Genomic DNA, 18091 nt, shown 5'->3' with positions numbered 1-18091 from the left:
GGCAGCTATCCGATGGCGAGTGCCATCGGCGTGGCCAGGATCAGTAAGAAGACGATTGAGGTGACTGCAACCGGGGCTGTCGCGCGCTCCGTGCGGACACCCGACTCGGCCTTGTCATGGGTAAGTAGTTCGTTGCGCATGTCCATGGCGCGAGCTCTCAAGTTGTCATAGACCGTCGCTCCTTCGAGTCCGGCGAGTCTCATCACGTCGCCTGTCTTCACCAGTTGCGGGAGCCGCAACTCCTCTCCGACGTTGCGCAGCGCGTCCCAGGCGGGGGTGCCGCGATAGCGCGCACGCGCGAGTTCGTCACGTAGCCGAGCGAAGACCCAGGAGTCCCCGACTGTCGCGGCGTGCTCCAGGGACTGGACCGGCCCGGCGCCTCCGGCCCGCTCAAGCGCCACGAGGTCGACGTAACAGGTCATGGCCCGAGCGAACTCCGCCCTTGCTCGGCTGGCCTGTTGCGCGACCGTGTAGTACGGCAGGAAAGATAGGGTCGTGGCGGCAAGGAGACTCACGGCCACCGGCACAGCGATCGGTGGTGTCCAACCCGCGAGCGACGCGCCAACGGCAGACGCAGTAGGCGACGCGAGTCCGGCCAGCGCGAGGAGACCACGCTCGCCGAGGAATCGGCTGACACTCATTCCCAGCAAGGCCAAGTCCCTGTGGGGTATGCGCAAGATGGACCATGAGCCGCCACGTCGAAGGATCAGTCGGCCGAGGCCGACAGATAGTCCTCCGCCGTCATCTGTAGTCGTTGGCACGGTTCGGGTGATGGTCGTCAGCCTTCTCGCGGCCTCGATCGGATGCGGGTGCCGGGGAACGAACTCCCGGATGACCAAGAGTGCGCCCAAGCCGGCGATCATGCCGGCAAGGATCGTCAGCTGGGTTGTCATCGAGCCGCACCCTGCGTCGTATGGCGTGGGGTCAGCCCGAGGAGGCGTGCCTGGCGCGGCGATCGGGTGATGTTGCGCAACCAGATGAGGCAGACAACGTAGAGCCCGAGATACACGGTCAGGATCGCCTGCCCCCAGGGATTCCTATAGGGCTCCGAGTACGGCGTCAGGAAGAGGAGCAGCAGGCCGCCACTGGTGATCGCGGTGATCATACGAGCGTTGGCGCGAGGCTTGGCCTGCTCGGCGATGACATTGCGGCGCATGCGGATGTCGTCGGCGACCGTGTCGGCGAGCCCAGTGAGCACGCTCGCCAATTGAGCGCCGCGACGCTGGGCACCAAGGATCAGGGCGGCAGCGATGAGGTCACCGGTGCTGTCGTCGATGTCGTCGGCGAACGCTCGTAGCGCGTCCTCCGTGTTCCATCGAGCTTGCAGGCGCGCGACGAGCCTGCCGACCTCCGTACGGATGGGTTGCGGGGCGGTGGTCAGACTTGCCCGGATCGCCTGCTCGATGCCGATACCCGCGCCGATGACGCCGGACAGGTCGCGGGTCCAGTCGCTCATCGCTTCCAGCCGCGCGATCCCGGACCGTTCGCTGGATGTCTGCAGCAGGATCGGCAGACCAGCAGCGGCCGCCGGAAGCGCGACCACGGCGAGTATCCAACCGGTGAAGAGCCAGACGAGTGCTCCGGCGCCCATGGCCGCCGCGAGAACGGCACGCTTGCGGCGTTGGGCCGGTGTGGTGCCACGTAGTCCGTGAAGTTGGTGGCGCAAGCGGTCGGCTGAACGCCTGACCTGGTCTTCGGGGACCGGTCGTAGGCCGGCGGCGAACAGCCACAACCCCGATAAGGCGGTGACGGCGGCGACGGCGGCCAGGAGTGGGTTCATGCCCATCCTTCCGCCGGGGCGTAGCCGACGTCGACAAGGTCGTCCATCCACGGGGGCGGCGTACCCGGAACCGCGACACCCTGCGGGCCGGGCTGGAACACGTCCGTGATGGCGGGCGCGCCGCGCTCGCCGGGTTCGAGGGCTATGACCTCGTCCACGAACCGTTTCTGGTCGGTCCGGCCGTCGGCATGGCGGATGGTTCGTAGCTTGACATGCACGATGAGGTCGATGTGATGGGCGATGAGGCGGTACGCGAGGTGATCGGTGATGTGGGCGCCGGCCTCCAAGACGCAGGTCGCCAGCCGCTCAATGGCGTCACGGGCGTTGCGTGAGTGAATGGTGGACAACGAGCCGGGCGCGGTCTGGGCGACCTTCAGCATGGTGAGCGCCTCTGAACCGCGAACCTCGCCGACGATCATCCGGTTCAGGTTCAGCCGCAGTGCCGACTCCAGAAGATCGTTGAGCGTGATCTCGCCAATCGGGCGGCCGTCGGGTCCCCGTTCGCCGCCGCCAGGGCGGGCGGCAAGTGCAATCGGCTTACGAACCCGCGCGGCGAGGAGCTCGTTGAGGCGAAGCTCGTATTCGGTCTCGAACGTGGCGATCTTGTCTGCCGGATCGATGGCCTGGGCCAGTGCTCGCACCAACGTCGTTTTCCCGGAGTTTGGTACTCCAGCGACCAGAATGCTGCGCCGGGCTTGCACTGCCGCACGGAGGAACGCCGCCAGCTCTGGTGTGAGCGTCTCGTGTTCTACTGTCAGGTCTTCGAGGGTGACGTTTACGAGCCGGTGAACACGAATGTTAACTGCTGTCTCGGCGGCGACGGGGTTCCCGATCGCTGCCAGGCGGGCCCCGCCCGGCAGGGCGAGGTGAAGTACGGGGTTGCTCTCGGTGAATGTGCGCTCTGCTCCGGCTCTGCTGGCAAGGTTGGCCAGCATCTCTCGGAGTTCTTCCTCGGTGTCGGCTACGGGAGGAAGCTCTTCCGTATGGCCGTGGTAGTCAATGGTGACGACCTTCTCGCAACCGAATACTTCGACGTTCTCCAGGCGGTCGTTGTCGACGAGCGGCTGGAGCCTTCCCAAGCCGAGCAGCGCGTCGAAGATCGCCTTCGCCAACGCGGCCTGGATGTTCGGCGTCAAACTCCGATCGCCGGATTGATAGGCGGCGCGGACGTGTTCGTCAAGAATCTGCTGGATGATCCGCCGGCCGACCTCGCGCCGGCGTTGCTCTGTGACACCTTCGCTGCCCCGAAGCTCGTCAGCCAGCCGGTCAGCTGCGATCCGCCTGAAGCTACGAACCTGTGCCCAATCCAGTACATCGGCGCTCGTGTCAGTTGGGGCATCGAGAACGCCGTTCACCGTCAACGTGGCGCCGTTGGTCACCCTGGGGGAGGCGACAGGGGAGGCGGCAAGACCGATGGCGCCGGGCCGCCGCGGCGTTGGCCGCGTGGGACGACGGTCCCGCCCGTTACTGCCGCGGAGGATAGGCAGCGTGCTGAGGTCGGTGTCGGGCTCCGTCACGGTCGGCCCATCTCTGTGCCAAGTACGCGCTCTCGGCGGTTTGCGACGTTTGTGAGTTCGTTGACCGCAGATCGTGCGCTGCGCATCAACGGAGACTTGTCGAAACGTGCCCGGCTAGCAATGTCCTTGCCACCACTGAGCCGGTCGGCGTTTACCGGGTCCCACGACATGGTCGCCCAGACCGGTAAGCCCGACGTTCGCGCGACGTCCCGGGCCGAGTAGGGCTGACCATCGCCGACGACGATTACCCCCACACGGTCGGTAGCGACGTCGGCCGCACCGCGGATCTCGGCTGCATTGGCCGTGACAGAGACAATGGGGTCGAGCCGGGTCCGGGTGACCACGCACACCAAATCCGCGCCCTGGAGCAAGGGTTCAGGTGCGGCGCGCATTCCGTGGCGACCGGCATCGATGATCACGTCGATGCCGTGATTCGGCATTGTTGTCAGCAGTGCCGACAGTGCTTCCCAAAAGGCGGGTGTGAACGCCGATCGTTGTGACGAGTTGGCCAGGCCAGCAAGGAAGATCCGGCTGGAGTCCAGGGGGAGCTCCTGGGCAGCGCGATGGAGAGCGTCGAAGGTCAGCGCGTTGTTGCGATACGCGACGGCCAGGTCGACGATGTTCGGCTCTGGATCGGCTTGCCCACGCAGATGTCCCGCATTGACGCTGGAGCTCCCGGAGACGTCCGCTTCCACGAAGAGTGCAGCTCGAGGCCACGCGAACGTCAGCGCCAGAGCGGCCGTCGTAACGCCGGGCGCTCCGCGCGTGGAGGTGAGTGCGATGACGGTCACGAGGTACCACCGTCCTCCGACGAGTCGAGCGCCACACCGATCCGGCCGGTTGCGTTGCGGGCGACGAGATCACCGGCGACGCTGCGGTCCACGAGCACGTTGACGAGGTTCTGGCCCGTGACGTCGTCGTAGACGATGCTGACCACCGTCGCCCCAATCGAGGCCGGAGTGGCTTTGGGCGGCTCATCGCCAGGGCTGGGCGTATCGAATACGCGTACCGATGCGCCCGGTGTGACGAGGCCATCGGGGAGTTGCCCCGGAGCCACAGCGAGCCCGACGACGGTCTCGCCAGCACCGGGTATCAGCTGATCAGTGACCGCGATGTCGCTGAGGAGCGTGCCGCGCGTCAGGTCCGCCACGGCGCGCATCCCGACGATCTCATCGATCCGGGAAGCCGGTACCGGTGTCAGCGCCGGATCAGGTCCCGTTGACGCGATCGTCAGATCGCCTTCGCTAATGACGTGGCCACGGGGGACGTCGTTGGCCACGGCAATGACGTCGACGGCATCACTCGATTGCTCGGCTAGGACGTATGCCACGCCACCGCCTAAAGCCAACAAGGCGACACCCAGACCCATGAGACCTTTGCGCCGCGTGTGTCGAACACGAGTGACTGTGACGTCGCGCTGTGCCTCGTGCGAGTTGCCATCGCGGAGGTGCACCTGGGGCGCTGGTTGCTTACGGCCAACACGATCCTCGACCGCCCTGCTCATCTGTAGCTCCGGCGGTCAAAGACTCCAAGACGGCTTTTCCTCGAGGAATCCTCTGACTGGTTCTCGTCTCGCTCACTGCTCCGGCTGACAGCCAATCTGACACCACATCCCGTCAATCGATGACCTGAGATCGCGTTCCTCGTTACTTTCGATCATGAAGCTGTAAGCGATCTTTGCGGGCGATCTTTGAGAATGCAAGGGGCCAGTTGACAGTAATCTCGGCCTGCGCCGCTGCTGGTCAGCCGGTGGCTTCGTGCCTGTCGCAAACTGGCTAAGAACTTGCGCATTCTGTGCTTGATGCCTCGGCTTCACTCCGCGCCGAGTCCGTTCGATCCAGATCCTGAGCCTCCGCGCGGAGCGCCCGCGACTTCGTTGGGGGTCGGGCTGGATTGACTTCGATCCTGAGCCGTCGCCCGGAGAGATTTCAGCCACCGGCGACCGGTGGCGCCGGAGACACGGAAGCGTTCACCTACCGTGACGCCGGTGACCGCGCGTCCTCCACGCAGCTCTTCGTTCACCCATGCGCGCAGTTCTTCGTTGGTCGGCTTGCGCGTACTAATCGCCCGCCGCGCATGTTGACGGCCGTGGTCGCTTGAACGACGAGTCGTGGCGCGCGCATGCGTGTTGGAATGGCTCGCACCGTGATCGTCGGAGTGCGCGCTGTTCAGGGTCGCCTCGGTCGTGTGCGCGTTGCGCACAACTCGAACGGCTCGCACACTCTCAGGGGGCGCCAAGAGGACAACAAGCAGATGGGACGCGAGCAATAGAGAGAGCGCAGGAACGGCGGATACAAGCGCGGCGACCACGAGCGTCACCCGGTTGAGATCCGCGTGTGTCGCAGCGTGCAGAGCGTTTCCCCAGACGCTCACGGCTGCCGCGAGCATGAGCGTGAACCAGGGATACCAGGCGACCTTCCACCCCCGCGGCCGCAGTAAGACGGCCGCGATCGTGGCGATGACGATGAACCCGTCGACGACGATCGGCCACAACCAAACCAAGCGCCGGTTGAGGCCCGCGATGAGCGCCAGATCGCGCAACGCGTCGAAGCTGAGCGTGAACGCAGCGATGGCGAGCAGGGCGACAGCAATCGCGAGCGACACGAGCACGCGCCTGGGGATCGCCAGACTGTGCCTGTGCGCCGATTCCTCGTGATCGCGCTCAACGTCGTTCATGGTGCATCGCCCTTCCCTCAGATAACTGGTTGGCATCTGAAGGGGAGCCCGGTGGCGCGCACGACGCTATATCTGCGAGCGGCGAGCAACTGCGGACGAGCAGTGCGCTGACGACGGCGATCGAGCACACATTGCGCGCATCGTCTTTGATTGGTGGGGCACGATGCGTGGAACAAAGCTGTTGAAGTGCTGCCCCCGGTGGCGTCTATATGACTCTTGAGTCGTCAACGGACAAACGTGGAGGCCCACGTCGGCGGACCGACCAAATCGCCCCGCGCCTTAAGCATCGTACTGATCGCAAGAATCGATCCAATCCGGTACACGTCTGGCATTCGGTCCGCACGACATACTCGCGCGGCGACCGTCACCCTCACAGGACACAGCCTGCGACCTACCGAACGCCGGAAATGTCACGCTTCAGGGCCCGCTCGACGTCCGATACCTGCTACGCGCCACATAGACCCCCAACGACGGTTCGCAACTCGGCTAGGCGACATGATCGCCGCCGTGCGTTGCTCGTCGAGCAGGGCGGTGAATTGGATCTCCTCAAGTCGGCCTCCGCAAGTCGGACCGCGTCAGCGATGCCCGAGCCGTCATTGTCAAGGCGCGGATACGCGCTTTGTAGGACTCTGTGTATTTCATCAAGCATGAGCGTCCCCCGACTCAAACCCTCGATCGCTGCGAGCACTCCTCCGATGACGGCTGCGTTGTTGTCGTTCATTTCGTAGGCAACGCGGGGACGATTCACCGTCGGATCACCTCGTCGGGATCGAGGCCGAATGCCGCGAGATCTCGCTCGACTTGTGCCACGAAGTCACGGACACAGCGCTCAACCTCGGACCACTCGACGGGAGCACTGGGCGAGCGGGGTGCGAAGACCGAACTAAACGTCCAGCCCGCGAGTGCCTGTCGCACCTGCACAGAACCAACCTCCTCAAACGCCATCGAGTCGAACGCGAAGTCGCCTCGGTCAGGATTGTTCATCCAGATTAGTAAGCTCCGGGCAAGCTCGACGATTGGGAAGGAAGGTTCCTTGTAGACCAACGTGTCACCGTCTTGGATTCGAAAGTCGGCGTCAATAGAGATCAAATAGTCGGCTTGGGAGGTGCCTCGAAGCTCGTCCGTGTTGAAGTGATCGTAGGTCATCAGCATTGTGGTCACCTCGCTACTACGGGGAATGCGTTGATCACGCGGCCGTCGTTAGTAACGATAACGCGAATGTTGGTTTGTCCTTTCGTTCCGATAACCCGACCAGCAGGAACGATCACCCGGAATGTGTCGTCTAGCCTATTTGGAAGGAACTGGATGCCGCTTGATCGTAGACCCTGTGCCACCCATCCCTGAATCTGGCTGATGTCGTCGGACACGAACTTGGCTTGGTTGCCGCCCGCTGATGAGAGGTGCTTGTTCTTGATAAATATCGACGCCGGGTCGTTCGCAGCACGAAAGGCTGCCGATGACGCCTCGGAGAGGCGCGATCCGGTGTTTACGGCGGGCGGTTTGGCGAACGATGAGGGGCCTCTTCCGGTAATCAGACCGGGTGGGCAGTTGCCGAGGAAGTTTCGTGCGCCGAAGGCCCCGCCACCGATGGCTGCGGTACCGCCGTAGAAGAAGATCTCTCCGGCAATGGATGACCATTGGTACCAGCCGTCATTGGGGATTTGGTCGGCGAGGTAGTTGCCGTCCCAGCCGGTGGCTTCGGTGAAGTTGGGGTTACCGCGTGAGGCGAGGCCGTGAGCGGTGTTTTCGCCGCCCTGGAGGATGCCTCGTCCCAAGCCGGTGTTGATCTCTTCTCTGGTGGGGAAGCCTTCGTCTTGGTAGGTTCCCCAGAGTCCGCCGATTAGGTCGACGCACCAGTCCCAGGGGCATGCGCCGGAGGGGTCGGTGAGGTGGGTGGGTTGGTTGCTGGCGTAGGCGTACGGGGACACCCATGGTGTTCCGATGGGTGTGGTGACGGGGTCGGTGGCGGTGAATCTGCCGGTGGTGGGGTTGTAGTCGCGCAGGCGTAGGTGGAGTAGGTCGGTGGTGGGGTCGAGGTATTCGCCGGTGAAGCCGAGGCCGACTTGGTCGGTGGTGAGGGTGTTTTCGCTTGTGCTGCGAAGGGCTCCAAATGGTTCGTAGTCGCTGGCCCACCAGCGTGACGTGGTGATTCTGTTGTAGACGGACATGACGCTGCCGAGGTCGTCGGTGAAGACGGCGGCGTCGTCGCCGCCGAAGTTGGCCCAGACAGGTGCGCCGGTGGGGTCGTAACGATACGTGGCCTGGTCAGTGCCGTCGTCGACGCTGGTGAGCATCGGGAGCGGGTTGTTGATGTCCCAGCTCAGTGCCCGGGTGTTGCTGCCGTCGGTGACGGTGGCGCGGTTGCCGAGCGCGTCGTAGGTCAGCTCGATGTCGTTGGTGCCGTCGTCGATGCCGATGAGCTGGTTGAACTCGTCGTAGATCCAGGTGGTCGTGCCGTCGCTGGTGAGGTTGCCGTCAGCGTCGTGGGTGAAGGTCATCCCGCCTGTCGTGGCGAGTTGATTGGCGGCGTCGTAGGTGCTTGTGGTGGTACCGGGGTTGTCGACGCCGACACGTTCCTCGCCGAGTCGGTTGCCGACGTCGTCATACGTGTATGCGATGAAGGCATCGGACTGGTCGGTGCAGGCCTGCGGTGCGGTGCCGGTGAAGTAGCAGACTCGCTCGAGCTGTCCCGCGTCATCGTAGGCGTACGTCTCGGCTTTGTACGGCGTGCTGAGACCGGTGGCTTTAGTCAGTGGCCTTCCGAGCTCGTCTCGCTCGTACCGGATCGGTGCCATGATCTGGTTTCCGCGTCCCTGACCGATGGAGCCGATGTTGTCGACGGGGTCGTAGCTCCTGGTTTGGTAGTGGCTTCCCAAACCGATCGTCCCCGGTATCGGGTCGTGGCTGGTACGTGTGAGGTTGCCGTTCGCGTCGTAGGTGTAGTTCTCGCGCTGTCCTCCCGGCAGAGTGACCTGGGTCCGACGTCCGCTGGCGTCGTAGGTGTATTCGAACGACGAGCCGTCGGGGTAGGTGACGGTGTCGATGAGGCCGCGGGTGTCGTAGGTGTAGGCGTAGGCGTCGCTTCCGCGGGTCACCGAGGTCGTTTGGCCGACGTCGTTGTAGGTGAGGGTGGTGGTGCCGGCAGCGTCGGTGAAGCTGGTGAGTTGGCCGTTGTCGTCGTAGGTGAAGCTCTTCGACGACGCCGCCGAGCCGGTGGTGACCTGGGTGGGCAGGCCGCGTTCGTCGTGGCTGGTGGTGATGGTCCACCGTTCGGTGTCGCCGGTGGCGGGGCCGCGGGCGGTGATCTCGGTGGTCTGGTTGCCGTCCGGGTCGTAGCCGTAGGAGCGGGTGCGCCCGAGCGGGTCGGTCACCGAGACCGGCCGGCGCGCATCGTCGTAGCCGTACGCCTCGACCCCGTCGTTGGGGTCGGTGACGGTTTCCAGATCACCGGCCGGGGTGTAGGTGTAGGTGGTGTCGTTCCCGTCGGGACCGGTCACGCTGGTGGTCTGTCCGGCCGCGTCGTAGGTGAGGGTGGTGGTCTCCCCTGCACCGTTCGTTGTCGTCACCGGCAGACCGCGGGCATCGAACGTGGTGGTGGTTTCGTTCCCGAGCGGGTCGGTGGTGGAGACGAGGTTGCCGTCCGCGTCATGGGCGTAGTGCCAGGTGTGATCCGCCGGGTCCGCGCCGGACTCGTTGCCCCGCGGGGTGGTCCGGGACACTCTCAGGCCGTCGTCGTCGTACCCGTACGTGGTGGTGTGCCCGAGCGGGGTCGTCTCGGAGATGAGCAGACCGTCGTCGTCGTAGCTCATCGTGGTGGTTTCACCGGCCGGGTCGGTGACCTCGACCGGCAGGTTCAACCCGTTGTACACGGTTTCGGTGGTGTTGCCCAGCGGGTCCGTGGTGGAGACGACGTTGCTGTCACCGTCGTACTCGGTGAGGGTGGTGTTCCCGAGCGGGTCGGTCACGCTGATCTGTCGGTAGCGCTCGTCATACCCGTACGTGGTTTCGCGGCCCTGCGGGTCGGTCTCGGACACCAGATTCCCGACACCGTCGTACTCATACGTCCACGTGTGGTCATCCGGGTCAGCGCCGGCCTCGTTGCCACGCGGGGTCGTCATGGAAACCATCCGGCCGTCGGCGTCATACGTCCACGTCGTCTCACCGCCCTCCGGATCCGTCGTCGACGTCCGGTTGCCGAGCAGGTCGTACTCGTGGGTCGTGACCGCACCACCAGGCTCGGTCACCGACACCAGATTCCCGGCCGCGTCGTAGGTGTTCACCGTCTCTCGCTGCAACGGATCGGTCACGTGTGTCTGCTGCCCGACCAGGTCATAGTCGAACTCAGTCGCATGCCCTTCCGGATCCGTCGACGAGACCAGATTGCCGCTGTCGTCATAGGTGAACGTGCCGGTGAAATCGGCCGGGTCGGCACCGGACTCGTTCCCCCGAGGCGTCGTCTCGCTGACGGGGCGACCAAGGGAGTCATACTCGAATGTCGACGTGCGACCTTCCGGGCTGGCCTCCTCGATCCGGTTGCCGTCAGCGTCATAGTCGTACTCGGTGGTGCGACCCTCCGGAGAGGTGACGGTCGCGACCTGACCATCCGAGTTGTACGTGTAGGTGGTGACGCCACCCTCGTCGTCGGTCTCCGTGACCACCCGATGGTTCGAGTCGTAGGTGTACTCCGTGACACGCCCCTCCGCCGATGTCTGCGTCAGCAGCTCACCATCAGGCGAGTAGGTGAACTCCTCGACATCACCGTTCGCGTACTCGGTCCGGGTCCGGTTGTCATCGTCGTCGTACGAGTGCTCCGTCACCCGCCCGTGCGGGTCGGTCTCGCGCACCATCCGCAAGCGTTCGTCGTAGGCATACGTGGTGACCGCACCAAGTGGGGTCTCCGTCTCCACGAGGACATTCCTAAAGTACTCATCTCGGGTCACCCCACCCAGCGGGTCAGTCATCATCGTCAACTGCCGCTGCCCCCATTTAGCGTAGTCGAACTCTGTCACCCCACCGGAGGCGTCGATCTGTTCCACGACGCGGCCTTCGGAGTCGTAGGTGGATTGCATGATCGTGTTGCCGAGCGCGTCGGTGATCGAAATCAACTGGTCTGAGGAGTTGTACTCGTACTCGGTGACGCCGCCACGCAGATCCGTCACCGAGGTGAGCAGATCACCGTCATACGTGTACTGCACCGAATCCCCATCGGGAAGCTCAATCGAGGATATGAACCCGTCGTTGTTGAACTCGATATCGAACTCGCGGCCCGTCGCATCAGTGACCGTGTCCACCTGTGCGCCGGAGTAGGACAGACTGACGCCTTGGCCGGACGAATCCTCCGCAGTCACCAGCCGCCCATCGGCATCGAAGCTCAGCTTCTCGTGTTCCTTCGTGCTCAACTCGAAACCACTGGAGGTCGCAGCAAGACGACTCGTGTGCCCGGCCGGGACCTCGAACCCGCCACCGTCCTGCTCATAGGTGACCTCCTGCCCGTCCTCGGCCACATACGTCACCGACGAGCTGTCAGCTTCCAAATGCGCAAGATACGGGAACGTCCACCCCTTCCCCATCACACCGACAGTCTCGTTGTTCGAGTTATACGTCCGACTCGCCGAAAACCCCTGACCCACGCCAGCGATCTGCGCATCAACAGCAGACTCCGTCAACGCCCCCGTCGCCGTGTTCACCGGATCCCCACGCAACATATTGAACGTCACAGTACGACCCGTCGACGTCACGCAGTAGCAATTTCCACGGGTAGACTCCATAGGTAAGTGGGGAACGGGCATTAGGATCGCTTCATGAGGCTCGCCATAAGCGAATTCTCCAACAACGCCATCGATAATTGCCGCTACACCGAAGTAGTACAATTCTCCAGCCTCTAGCACGAGCCCCTCATCGTTGCCAGCGGGCGAACAGGTATCAGTAGACGTATAGTTAGTGAAGTACCGCCTTGCGGCCGTTAACAACGGCGATGAGTAAGGATCATAATCCTCCCAGATTTGCGCGTCATCGCTTGCGCGATGAAGTCGAAAGACCTGGCTATCAATGGAAGGGCCCGGTTCGTAAGACCATCGTTGCCAACCCCAGGTGATGCACCCAGACACCGGCGCAGATTCATACTCGCCCATGACAGGAGTGGGTACCTGTTCCGCCGTTGTCGCTGTTTCATTCCACAACGATTCTTCCTTCCGACCGCCTTCTGGCGCGGTCTCATAGCCCAGCTCCGGCGTAGAGCCGTTCGCAGGAATGCGTTCTCCGGCAGGAACCAGATCAGGCGGCGAAGGCCGCTGGGCGATGCTAGCGATCGACCGAGCTGGATCGGCGCTCGAAGCTTGACCTTTGTTGACGGCATCGACCATCCCCGCCTCAGCAGCAGGTCCTACCGACATTCCCGCCACGAGCATGCCAGCGGCCGCCAATGCCGATATTCCACGCATGACAAACTTGGATCCCACCACGTCATCCCCTCCGCCGCCCAAAACGTGACGATCATGCTGCCACAGGTCATAACGGACAGCAAGACTCTGCAACGAAGTATCTAACTTTCGGTGATGGTCGAGGCATCATCTGGACCACGCGCGCCCGGCATCTGGCGTTGAGACCAGGGGGCCAGACGCAGAGGACTATTCCAAATCGGCCGCCTCGTTCTTGTGTCCAGCCACCCTGAGCCCGTCCTGCTCCGTTGAAGTGTCGCGTGGACCTCGTCAACTCAGCGGGTGCTGCATTCGAGCCTGTCACGTGCGCGGTTGCCTGCTCCCATCAAGCGTCACAGGACGTTGACCACGGTGGAAAGCGAGGGCCCAACGGTGCGATTCAGTGCGCTCGCTTCTCGCGCCGTCCCTGTCCGACCGAGGCAGCCAATCCAATCGTGATGTCAGTCAAGGCACTGCATGCCGGCGACGGCTACACGTACTTGCTGCGCGGAATCGTCGACGGCGAGGGCATGACGGGGGCTATCTCGCCGATGACCCGCTACTACGCGGAGTCTGGGCATCCGCCGGGGCGGTGGATGGGCTCCGGGCTTGCCGGCCTTGCTGGAGGCGACGGTCTGACGCCGGGTTCGCAGGTGTCGGAGGAGCAGATGGAGAGGCTGTTCAAACACGGGACCGACCCGGCATCGGGTGAGCTTCTAGGACGTCGTTTCAACCGCCCGAAGGGTTGGCGCGAACGGGTCGCCGCCAGGGTCCAGGCGCTCCCGTCGTCGTTGCCGGATGCTGCCCGTGCGGCGCGTGCAGCCGCGATAGAGGTCGAGGAACATGGCCGTCCCACGCATAGGCCGGTCTCGGGTTTCGACTGCGTCTTCTCGCCACCGAAGAGCGTTTCCGTGTTGTGGGCGCTGGCGGATCAAGGACTACGGGAACAGATCTCGCAGGCGCACTATGACGCGGTCGACGAGGTCCTGCGGGTGATGGAACGCGATGTTGCGCGTACCCGTATCGGCACGAACGGAGTCGCTCAGGTAGACACGCGTGGGCTGATCGCTGCCGCGTTCGACCATTACGACTCCCGGACGGGTGATCCTCAGCTTCACACTCATGTCGTCGTCGCTAATCGCGTCCAGGGACCTGATGGGCGCTGGCGGACGCTGGATTCGCGAGGGTCGCTGTTCCCGAGTGTGGTCGCAATGAGCGAGCTGTACGACACGCTGATTGCCGACCGACTTACCGTGAGGATCGGTGTCGGGTGGGAACGACGCGGAGAACCTAGGAAGACGAAGAACCAGTCGTGGGAGATCGACGGCGTCAGCGCGGAATTGATCGGGATGTTCTCTCAGCGCAGCGCCAATATCCAGCCAGTCAAAGACGAGCTCATCTCCGAATGGCGGCGCGCACACGGCCGCGAACCCGACGACGTCACTGTGCTCCGGCTGCGGCAGCAAGCCACCTACATGACCCGCCCGGCGAAGGAGCTTCGCTCCCTGGCCGAGATGACCCATGAGTGGCGGACTCGTGCTGCGAACATCTTGAAAGTCGAAGCGCCGCGATGGGCGGCGTCCCTGGCCCGGTGGGGAAAGGCTCGCGTACGCAGGCGCTCACTGCGCATGGACGACGTCGCGCCGGAACTTGACGAGATGGCTGCCGCAGCCTTCACCGAACTGAGCGAGGAGAGATCAACCTGGCGGACCTGGAACATCCGCGCCGCCGCGGCGCGAGCGTCGATGCCATACCGCATGAAGTCGCCGGCCGACCGGGACGCCTTGATCGCAGCCATCACCCGACGGGTGACCGCCATGTCGATACGGATCACGCCACCACCGCTGGCATCTACGCCGCGGACGTTTCTCCGCTCTGACGGGACATCGGCGTTCAGCCGCACGCATGGTGACGTGTACACGTCGGAAGCAGTGCTCGCAGCAGAGGATCGCCTGCAGGCGGCCTCCGCCAAGTGCACGGCTCCTGGCCTCAAGCTGAATGTGATTGAACGGCTCGTCTCGGAGCCGACGGAGCAGGGATTCGTGCTGGCCGAGGACCAGGCGACGGCTATCACCCAAGTCGCCACCAGCGGGCGGTGCATTGACGTGCTCGTGGGCCCGGCAGGTACAGGTAAGACCACTGCGCTCGCGGCACTGCGCGCGGCGTGGGAAGAACAGCATGGATCTGGAAGCGTCGTCGGCCTGGCACCGTCCGCAGCCGCAGCTGAGATCCTCGGCGAAAGCTTGGGCATCACCACGGAGAACACAGCCAAATGGCTCTACGAATCCAGCCGACAACGTACTGAGAATGCGCGGTGGCTGTTCAAGCCAGGTCAGCTGATCATCGTCGACGAGGCGTCGCTCGCCGGCACGCTCGCTCTGGACACGCTGCGAGAACAGGCGGAACGAGCAGGGGCGAAGCTGTTGCTTGTGGGGGACTGGGCGCAGCTGTCCGCGGTGGACGCTGGAGGCGCCTTCGGGATGCTGGTCCGAGACCGCGACCTGCCCCCGGAGCTCACCGGCGTACGCCGGTTCACCGCAGAGTGGGAACGTGCTGCGAGCGTCCGCCTGCGGATCGGCGATGTCGACGTCATCGACACCTACCTTGAGCAAGGGCGGGTTCACGACGGTTCCAGCGAAGACATGGTCGACGCTGCCTACCAGGCGTGGCGAGCTGACGAAGGAGCAGGCCTTCGGTCAGTACTGATCGCGGCGGATCGACTTACCGTTCGCGAACTCAACGAGCGTGCCCGCGCCGATCTTGTCACCAGCGGCGACGTCGAGCGTGGTGGAACCGGTCTGCATGACGGGACCAGCGCCGGTGTAGGGGATCGCATCGTCACCCGCCGAAACGATCGCTACTTGGCCGCTGGTCCACGGTCCTGGGTCAAGAACGGCGACCACTGGACCGTCCGGCTTCGGCACCAGGACGGTTCGCTCACCGTCGCCCGCGCAGACGGACGCGGAGCAGCTATCACCCTGCCGACCGCATACGTGGCAGAGGACGTTGAACTCGCGTACGCGACAACGGCGCATCGCGCGCAAGGCTCCACGGTCGACACCGCCCACGCGATTGTCGTCGAGGCCAGCGCCACGCGCGAAGCGTTGTACGTGTCGATGACCCGCGGGAAGGCAAGGAACACCGCCTACGTCGTGACCGACAGCGACGACGAGTTCCCCAGCGACGAGTCCCTGGGTGCCCGCGAAGCGTTGACCAACATCATGCGGCGCAGCGGGGCGGAGCTATCCGCACGGGAGACAATCGTCGACGAGCGGAGCAGGGCGACGAACATCGCGCGGCTTGCAGCGGAGTACGAGACCATCGCCCGCGAGGCCGAGGCCCACCACTGGGAAGGAATCCTCTCGACCTGTCAGCTTCCCTCGGGTGACGACGTTACGGCGTCGCCGTCCTACGCAGGGCTCGTCGCGGCCATGCGCGCGGCGGAGGCGCGCGGTCTACAGCCTGGAGACCTCTTGCCACGGATCGCCGCCGCGGATGAATTGCTCAAGGCTGAAGATCCCCTTGTGGTGTTGCGTGACCGACTGGATCAGATCATCGACCACGCTGCGGAGACCCGATCAGGGGGCGCGTCTACATTGATCGTGGGGCTGTTCGCCAGATCTCGGCACGTGTCCGACCCGGGCATGCGGACGGCTCTGGACGAGCGGGCGGCTTTGATCGAGATCCGGGCACGTATGCTCGTCCATGCGGCGATCTCGAAGAACGCGTCGTGGCTTTCTGAACTTGGCCAGCTACGAAGCACACCGGATACGCGGCTGACATGGGAGCGCTGCGCAATGACGATCGCGGCCTACCGGGAGTATCACGGCATCACGGGTGCGCGAGCGTTAGCGCCAGACATCGGCCTGGACTGGACACATCGCGTCCATCGGCGGCGTGCGGAGAGGGCGTTGAACGACGCGTTGTACTCAAGCGGGATGAAGGGCACGACGAATGCACCTCTGCAGCTGGAGGCTGTCACGAACGCCCAGGTCGCGACCGCAGGTCGTGCCCCGGAGCGCTGAGTGACTGGCATGGAGTGCTCGAGCGTGAGAGCTGCGGAGCGAGGATCTGGTGAGGGGTCTGGGTTCGCGCTTGGGACTGGTTGGCGGACGGCGGCAAGCCGGTCATCAACTGACTCGCCCGCTCGACGGCCTCGCGGGCGGACGCCACCACCCGTAACGAAACCGAAGGACTCGTGGGTCGCCAGATTGATCGTTCGGCCACGCCGCTCTGGAGCCAATGTCCGTTGTGGACCTGTCTCTCGATGAGCTTCTCCAGCGCGAAGATGACTGTGATCGAGGGACGGACGCTCCTCGCCATGGCGCGCTTGTCGTTCTGGGAGATGTCTGCTGATGTAGGGGTCTCCAACCGTCGCCAAACCGCTCGTAACTGCCCGCCCTGGTGCAGAGGCCGCATGTCATTGGCGTGGATGGACCGGAGAGACCGTGCATGCGCCGCCACTCGCTCGAGGGCGCCGGCTGTTTCCCGTAGGCCGGACACGACGCCAGCGAGCTCGCCCCTGCTGCTGTGTTCCATGTGTGTGGCGATAGTCAGAAGGCTCGACGAATGGGCGCGAGCAACGGCTCTTACCGCCTCGGGGCGAAGGTGGGTTGCGCGGCGAAGCAGGTGGCTCATGCGAATCGTGGCTTCGGGGATGTCGCCAGGACTCCTGACCCGCCGAGGGCGGTCGTCTCGAAGTGAGGAAAGCGGTCTGGTGGTGGGCTCACCGCCCATCGCCATCTGACGACGGGCGTGTTCGCCGGCCAGTCTGATCCAACCATCCAGCTCGCGGTCCCATCCACGGCCGCCCTCAGGCGCCGCCGCCCAGGTTTCTGTCAGGTCGTGGTCTATCAATGCCGAAGCCTCGGCGATGGCCGCGATGTCGGCGATGATTGGCCATGCTGGTCGTTCTTTTGGCAGGGCGTCTGGCCGGATCATGCTCCATTCGAGCGCGGCAAGCGTCGCGTCTCGGCGCACCTCATCCCAACGGCGGCCCGCTGCTGTCGTCGTCTGGTAGTCGACCCAGCCTGAGTCCGATTGCGCATGGCCGAAGGGAACAGGGTCCTGGGCGAGAAGGCGTTGCAAATCTGCGACTGGGTTCACCGCGAAATCGCCCGTTGGCGGCCCTGGCGCTGGCGGAAGTGGTGTAAGCGTGGAAAGCACGTGCCGGCACAAGCGTCGGACAGCCAGGCGTGCGGCATCCACGATGATCACCTCGTCACGGCTTACGGGTGCCGGGTCCGCCAAGAGGACTGCAAGCCGCCTGGCGAGCCTGGAGACGTCGTTCTCGTACCTCACGTCATCACATGCCCGTGCACTGCCGGTGCCGTTTGAGAACCCGGACCGCCTTCGCGATGCGGAGCAGTTCACCGGCGCCGGCTGTGGAATCGCCGAGTGCTCTCTCGAGTGCCGTCAGCGTCGCTTGTGTGGCGTCGGCCAGCGGGCATGGCTGGTGGATCTCGCGGGGCACCGGATATGGCGGTGTGACGTCCGTCAGAATGTCCAGGGCTTCACCAGCAGCGAGGCCCGCACGGATGTCATCCTCGTTCGTCGGGTCGCCGGCGTGGCGCTCTGCGGCCGAAAGCCACTCGCATGCTTCAGCTACGTACGGCGGAATGGGCTGCTCATAGATGTGGATGTCGTTCATGCGATGACTCTTTCCTGGCCCCGCGCCGATTTCACGATCGCGACGGAAACTT

General features: G+C 64.2%; 10 protein-coding genes. 1 reads left to right on the top strand and 9 read right to left on the bottom strand.

The window, feature by feature from the left end:
* Positions 1–5: 5 nt before the first annotated feature.
* From G1H11_RS16235 to G1H11_RS16200, 8 genes are all read right to left on the bottom strand, one after another.
* Complete coding sequence (locus G1H11_RS16235; protein WP_163819632.1) at positions 6–893, bottom strand: type II secretion system F family protein; 888 nt, start codon at positions 891–893, stop codon at positions 6–8.
* Positions 890–1780, bottom strand: a complete 891-nt coding sequence (locus G1H11_RS16230; protein ID WP_163819631.1) for a type II secretion system F family protein — start codon at positions 1778–1780, stop codon at positions 890–892. Before G1H11_RS16230 ends, G1H11_RS16235 begins: the two co-directional genes overlap by 4 nt.
* The gene (locus tag G1H11_RS16225) at positions 1777–3297 is read right to left on the bottom strand and encodes an ATPase, T2SS/T4P/T4SS family (protein ID WP_163819630.1); all 1521 of its coding nucleotides are present in this window, start codon (positions 3295–3297) and stop codon (positions 1777–1779) included. Before G1H11_RS16225 ends, G1H11_RS16230 begins: the two co-directional genes overlap by 4 nt.
* Entirely contained in the window at positions 3294–4088 is a 795-nt protein-coding gene (locus G1H11_RS16220; protein WP_163819629.1) for a CpaE/TadZ family protein, read from the bottom strand. Before G1H11_RS16220 ends, G1H11_RS16225 begins: the two co-directional genes overlap by 4 nt.
* Positions 4085–4627: an SAF domain-containing protein gene (locus G1H11_RS16215; RefSeq protein WP_163819628.1), complete on the bottom strand. Its 543-nt coding sequence runs from the start codon at positions 4625–4627 to the stop codon at positions 4085–4087. The genes G1H11_RS16220 and G1H11_RS16215 overlap by 4 nt, the downstream gene beginning before the upstream one ends.
* A gap of 482 nt (positions 4628–5109) precedes the next feature.
* Entirely contained in the window at positions 5110–5973 is an 864-nt protein-coding gene (locus tag G1H11_RS16210) for a DUF2637 domain-containing protein (RefSeq protein ID WP_163819627.1), read from the bottom strand.
* Between the two features lie 744 nt (positions 5974–6717).
* Complete coding sequence (locus tag G1H11_RS16205; RefSeq protein WP_174257693.1) at positions 6718–7125, bottom strand: DUF7878 domain-containing protein; 408 nt, start codon at positions 7123–7125, stop codon at positions 6718–6720.
* Positions 7126–7130: 5 nt separating this feature from the next.
* Complete coding sequence (locus tag G1H11_RS16200) at positions 7131–11678, bottom strand: DUF6531 domain-containing protein (protein WP_281352414.1); 4548 nt, start codon at positions 11676–11678, stop codon at positions 7131–7133.
* A 1169-nt stretch (positions 11679–12847) separates the two neighbouring features.
* Between G1H11_RS16200 and mobF the strand changes: the two genes are divergently transcribed.
* Positions 12848–16414: a MobF family relaxase gene (gene mobF, locus G1H11_RS16195; protein ID WP_246211482.1), complete on the top strand. Its 3567-nt coding sequence runs from the start codon at positions 12848–12850 to the stop codon at positions 16412–16414.
* A 1280-nt stretch (positions 16415–17694) separates the two neighbouring features.
* On the opposite strand, the gene G1H11_RS16190 is transcribed toward mobF, so the two are convergent.
* Positions 17695–18039: a hypothetical protein gene (locus G1H11_RS16190; RefSeq protein WP_163819623.1), complete on the bottom strand. Its 345-nt coding sequence runs from the start codon at positions 18037–18039 to the stop codon at positions 17695–17697.
* Positions 18040–18091: the final 52 nt, after the last annotated feature.

The organism is Phytoactinopolyspora alkaliphila (genome assembly GCF_010550695.1).
Classification (GTDB): Bacteria; Actinomycetota; Actinomycetes; order Jiangellales; family Jiangellaceae; genus Phytoactinopolyspora; species Phytoactinopolyspora alkaliphila.
This window is presented reverse-complemented; position numbering and strand designations above follow the sequence as displayed.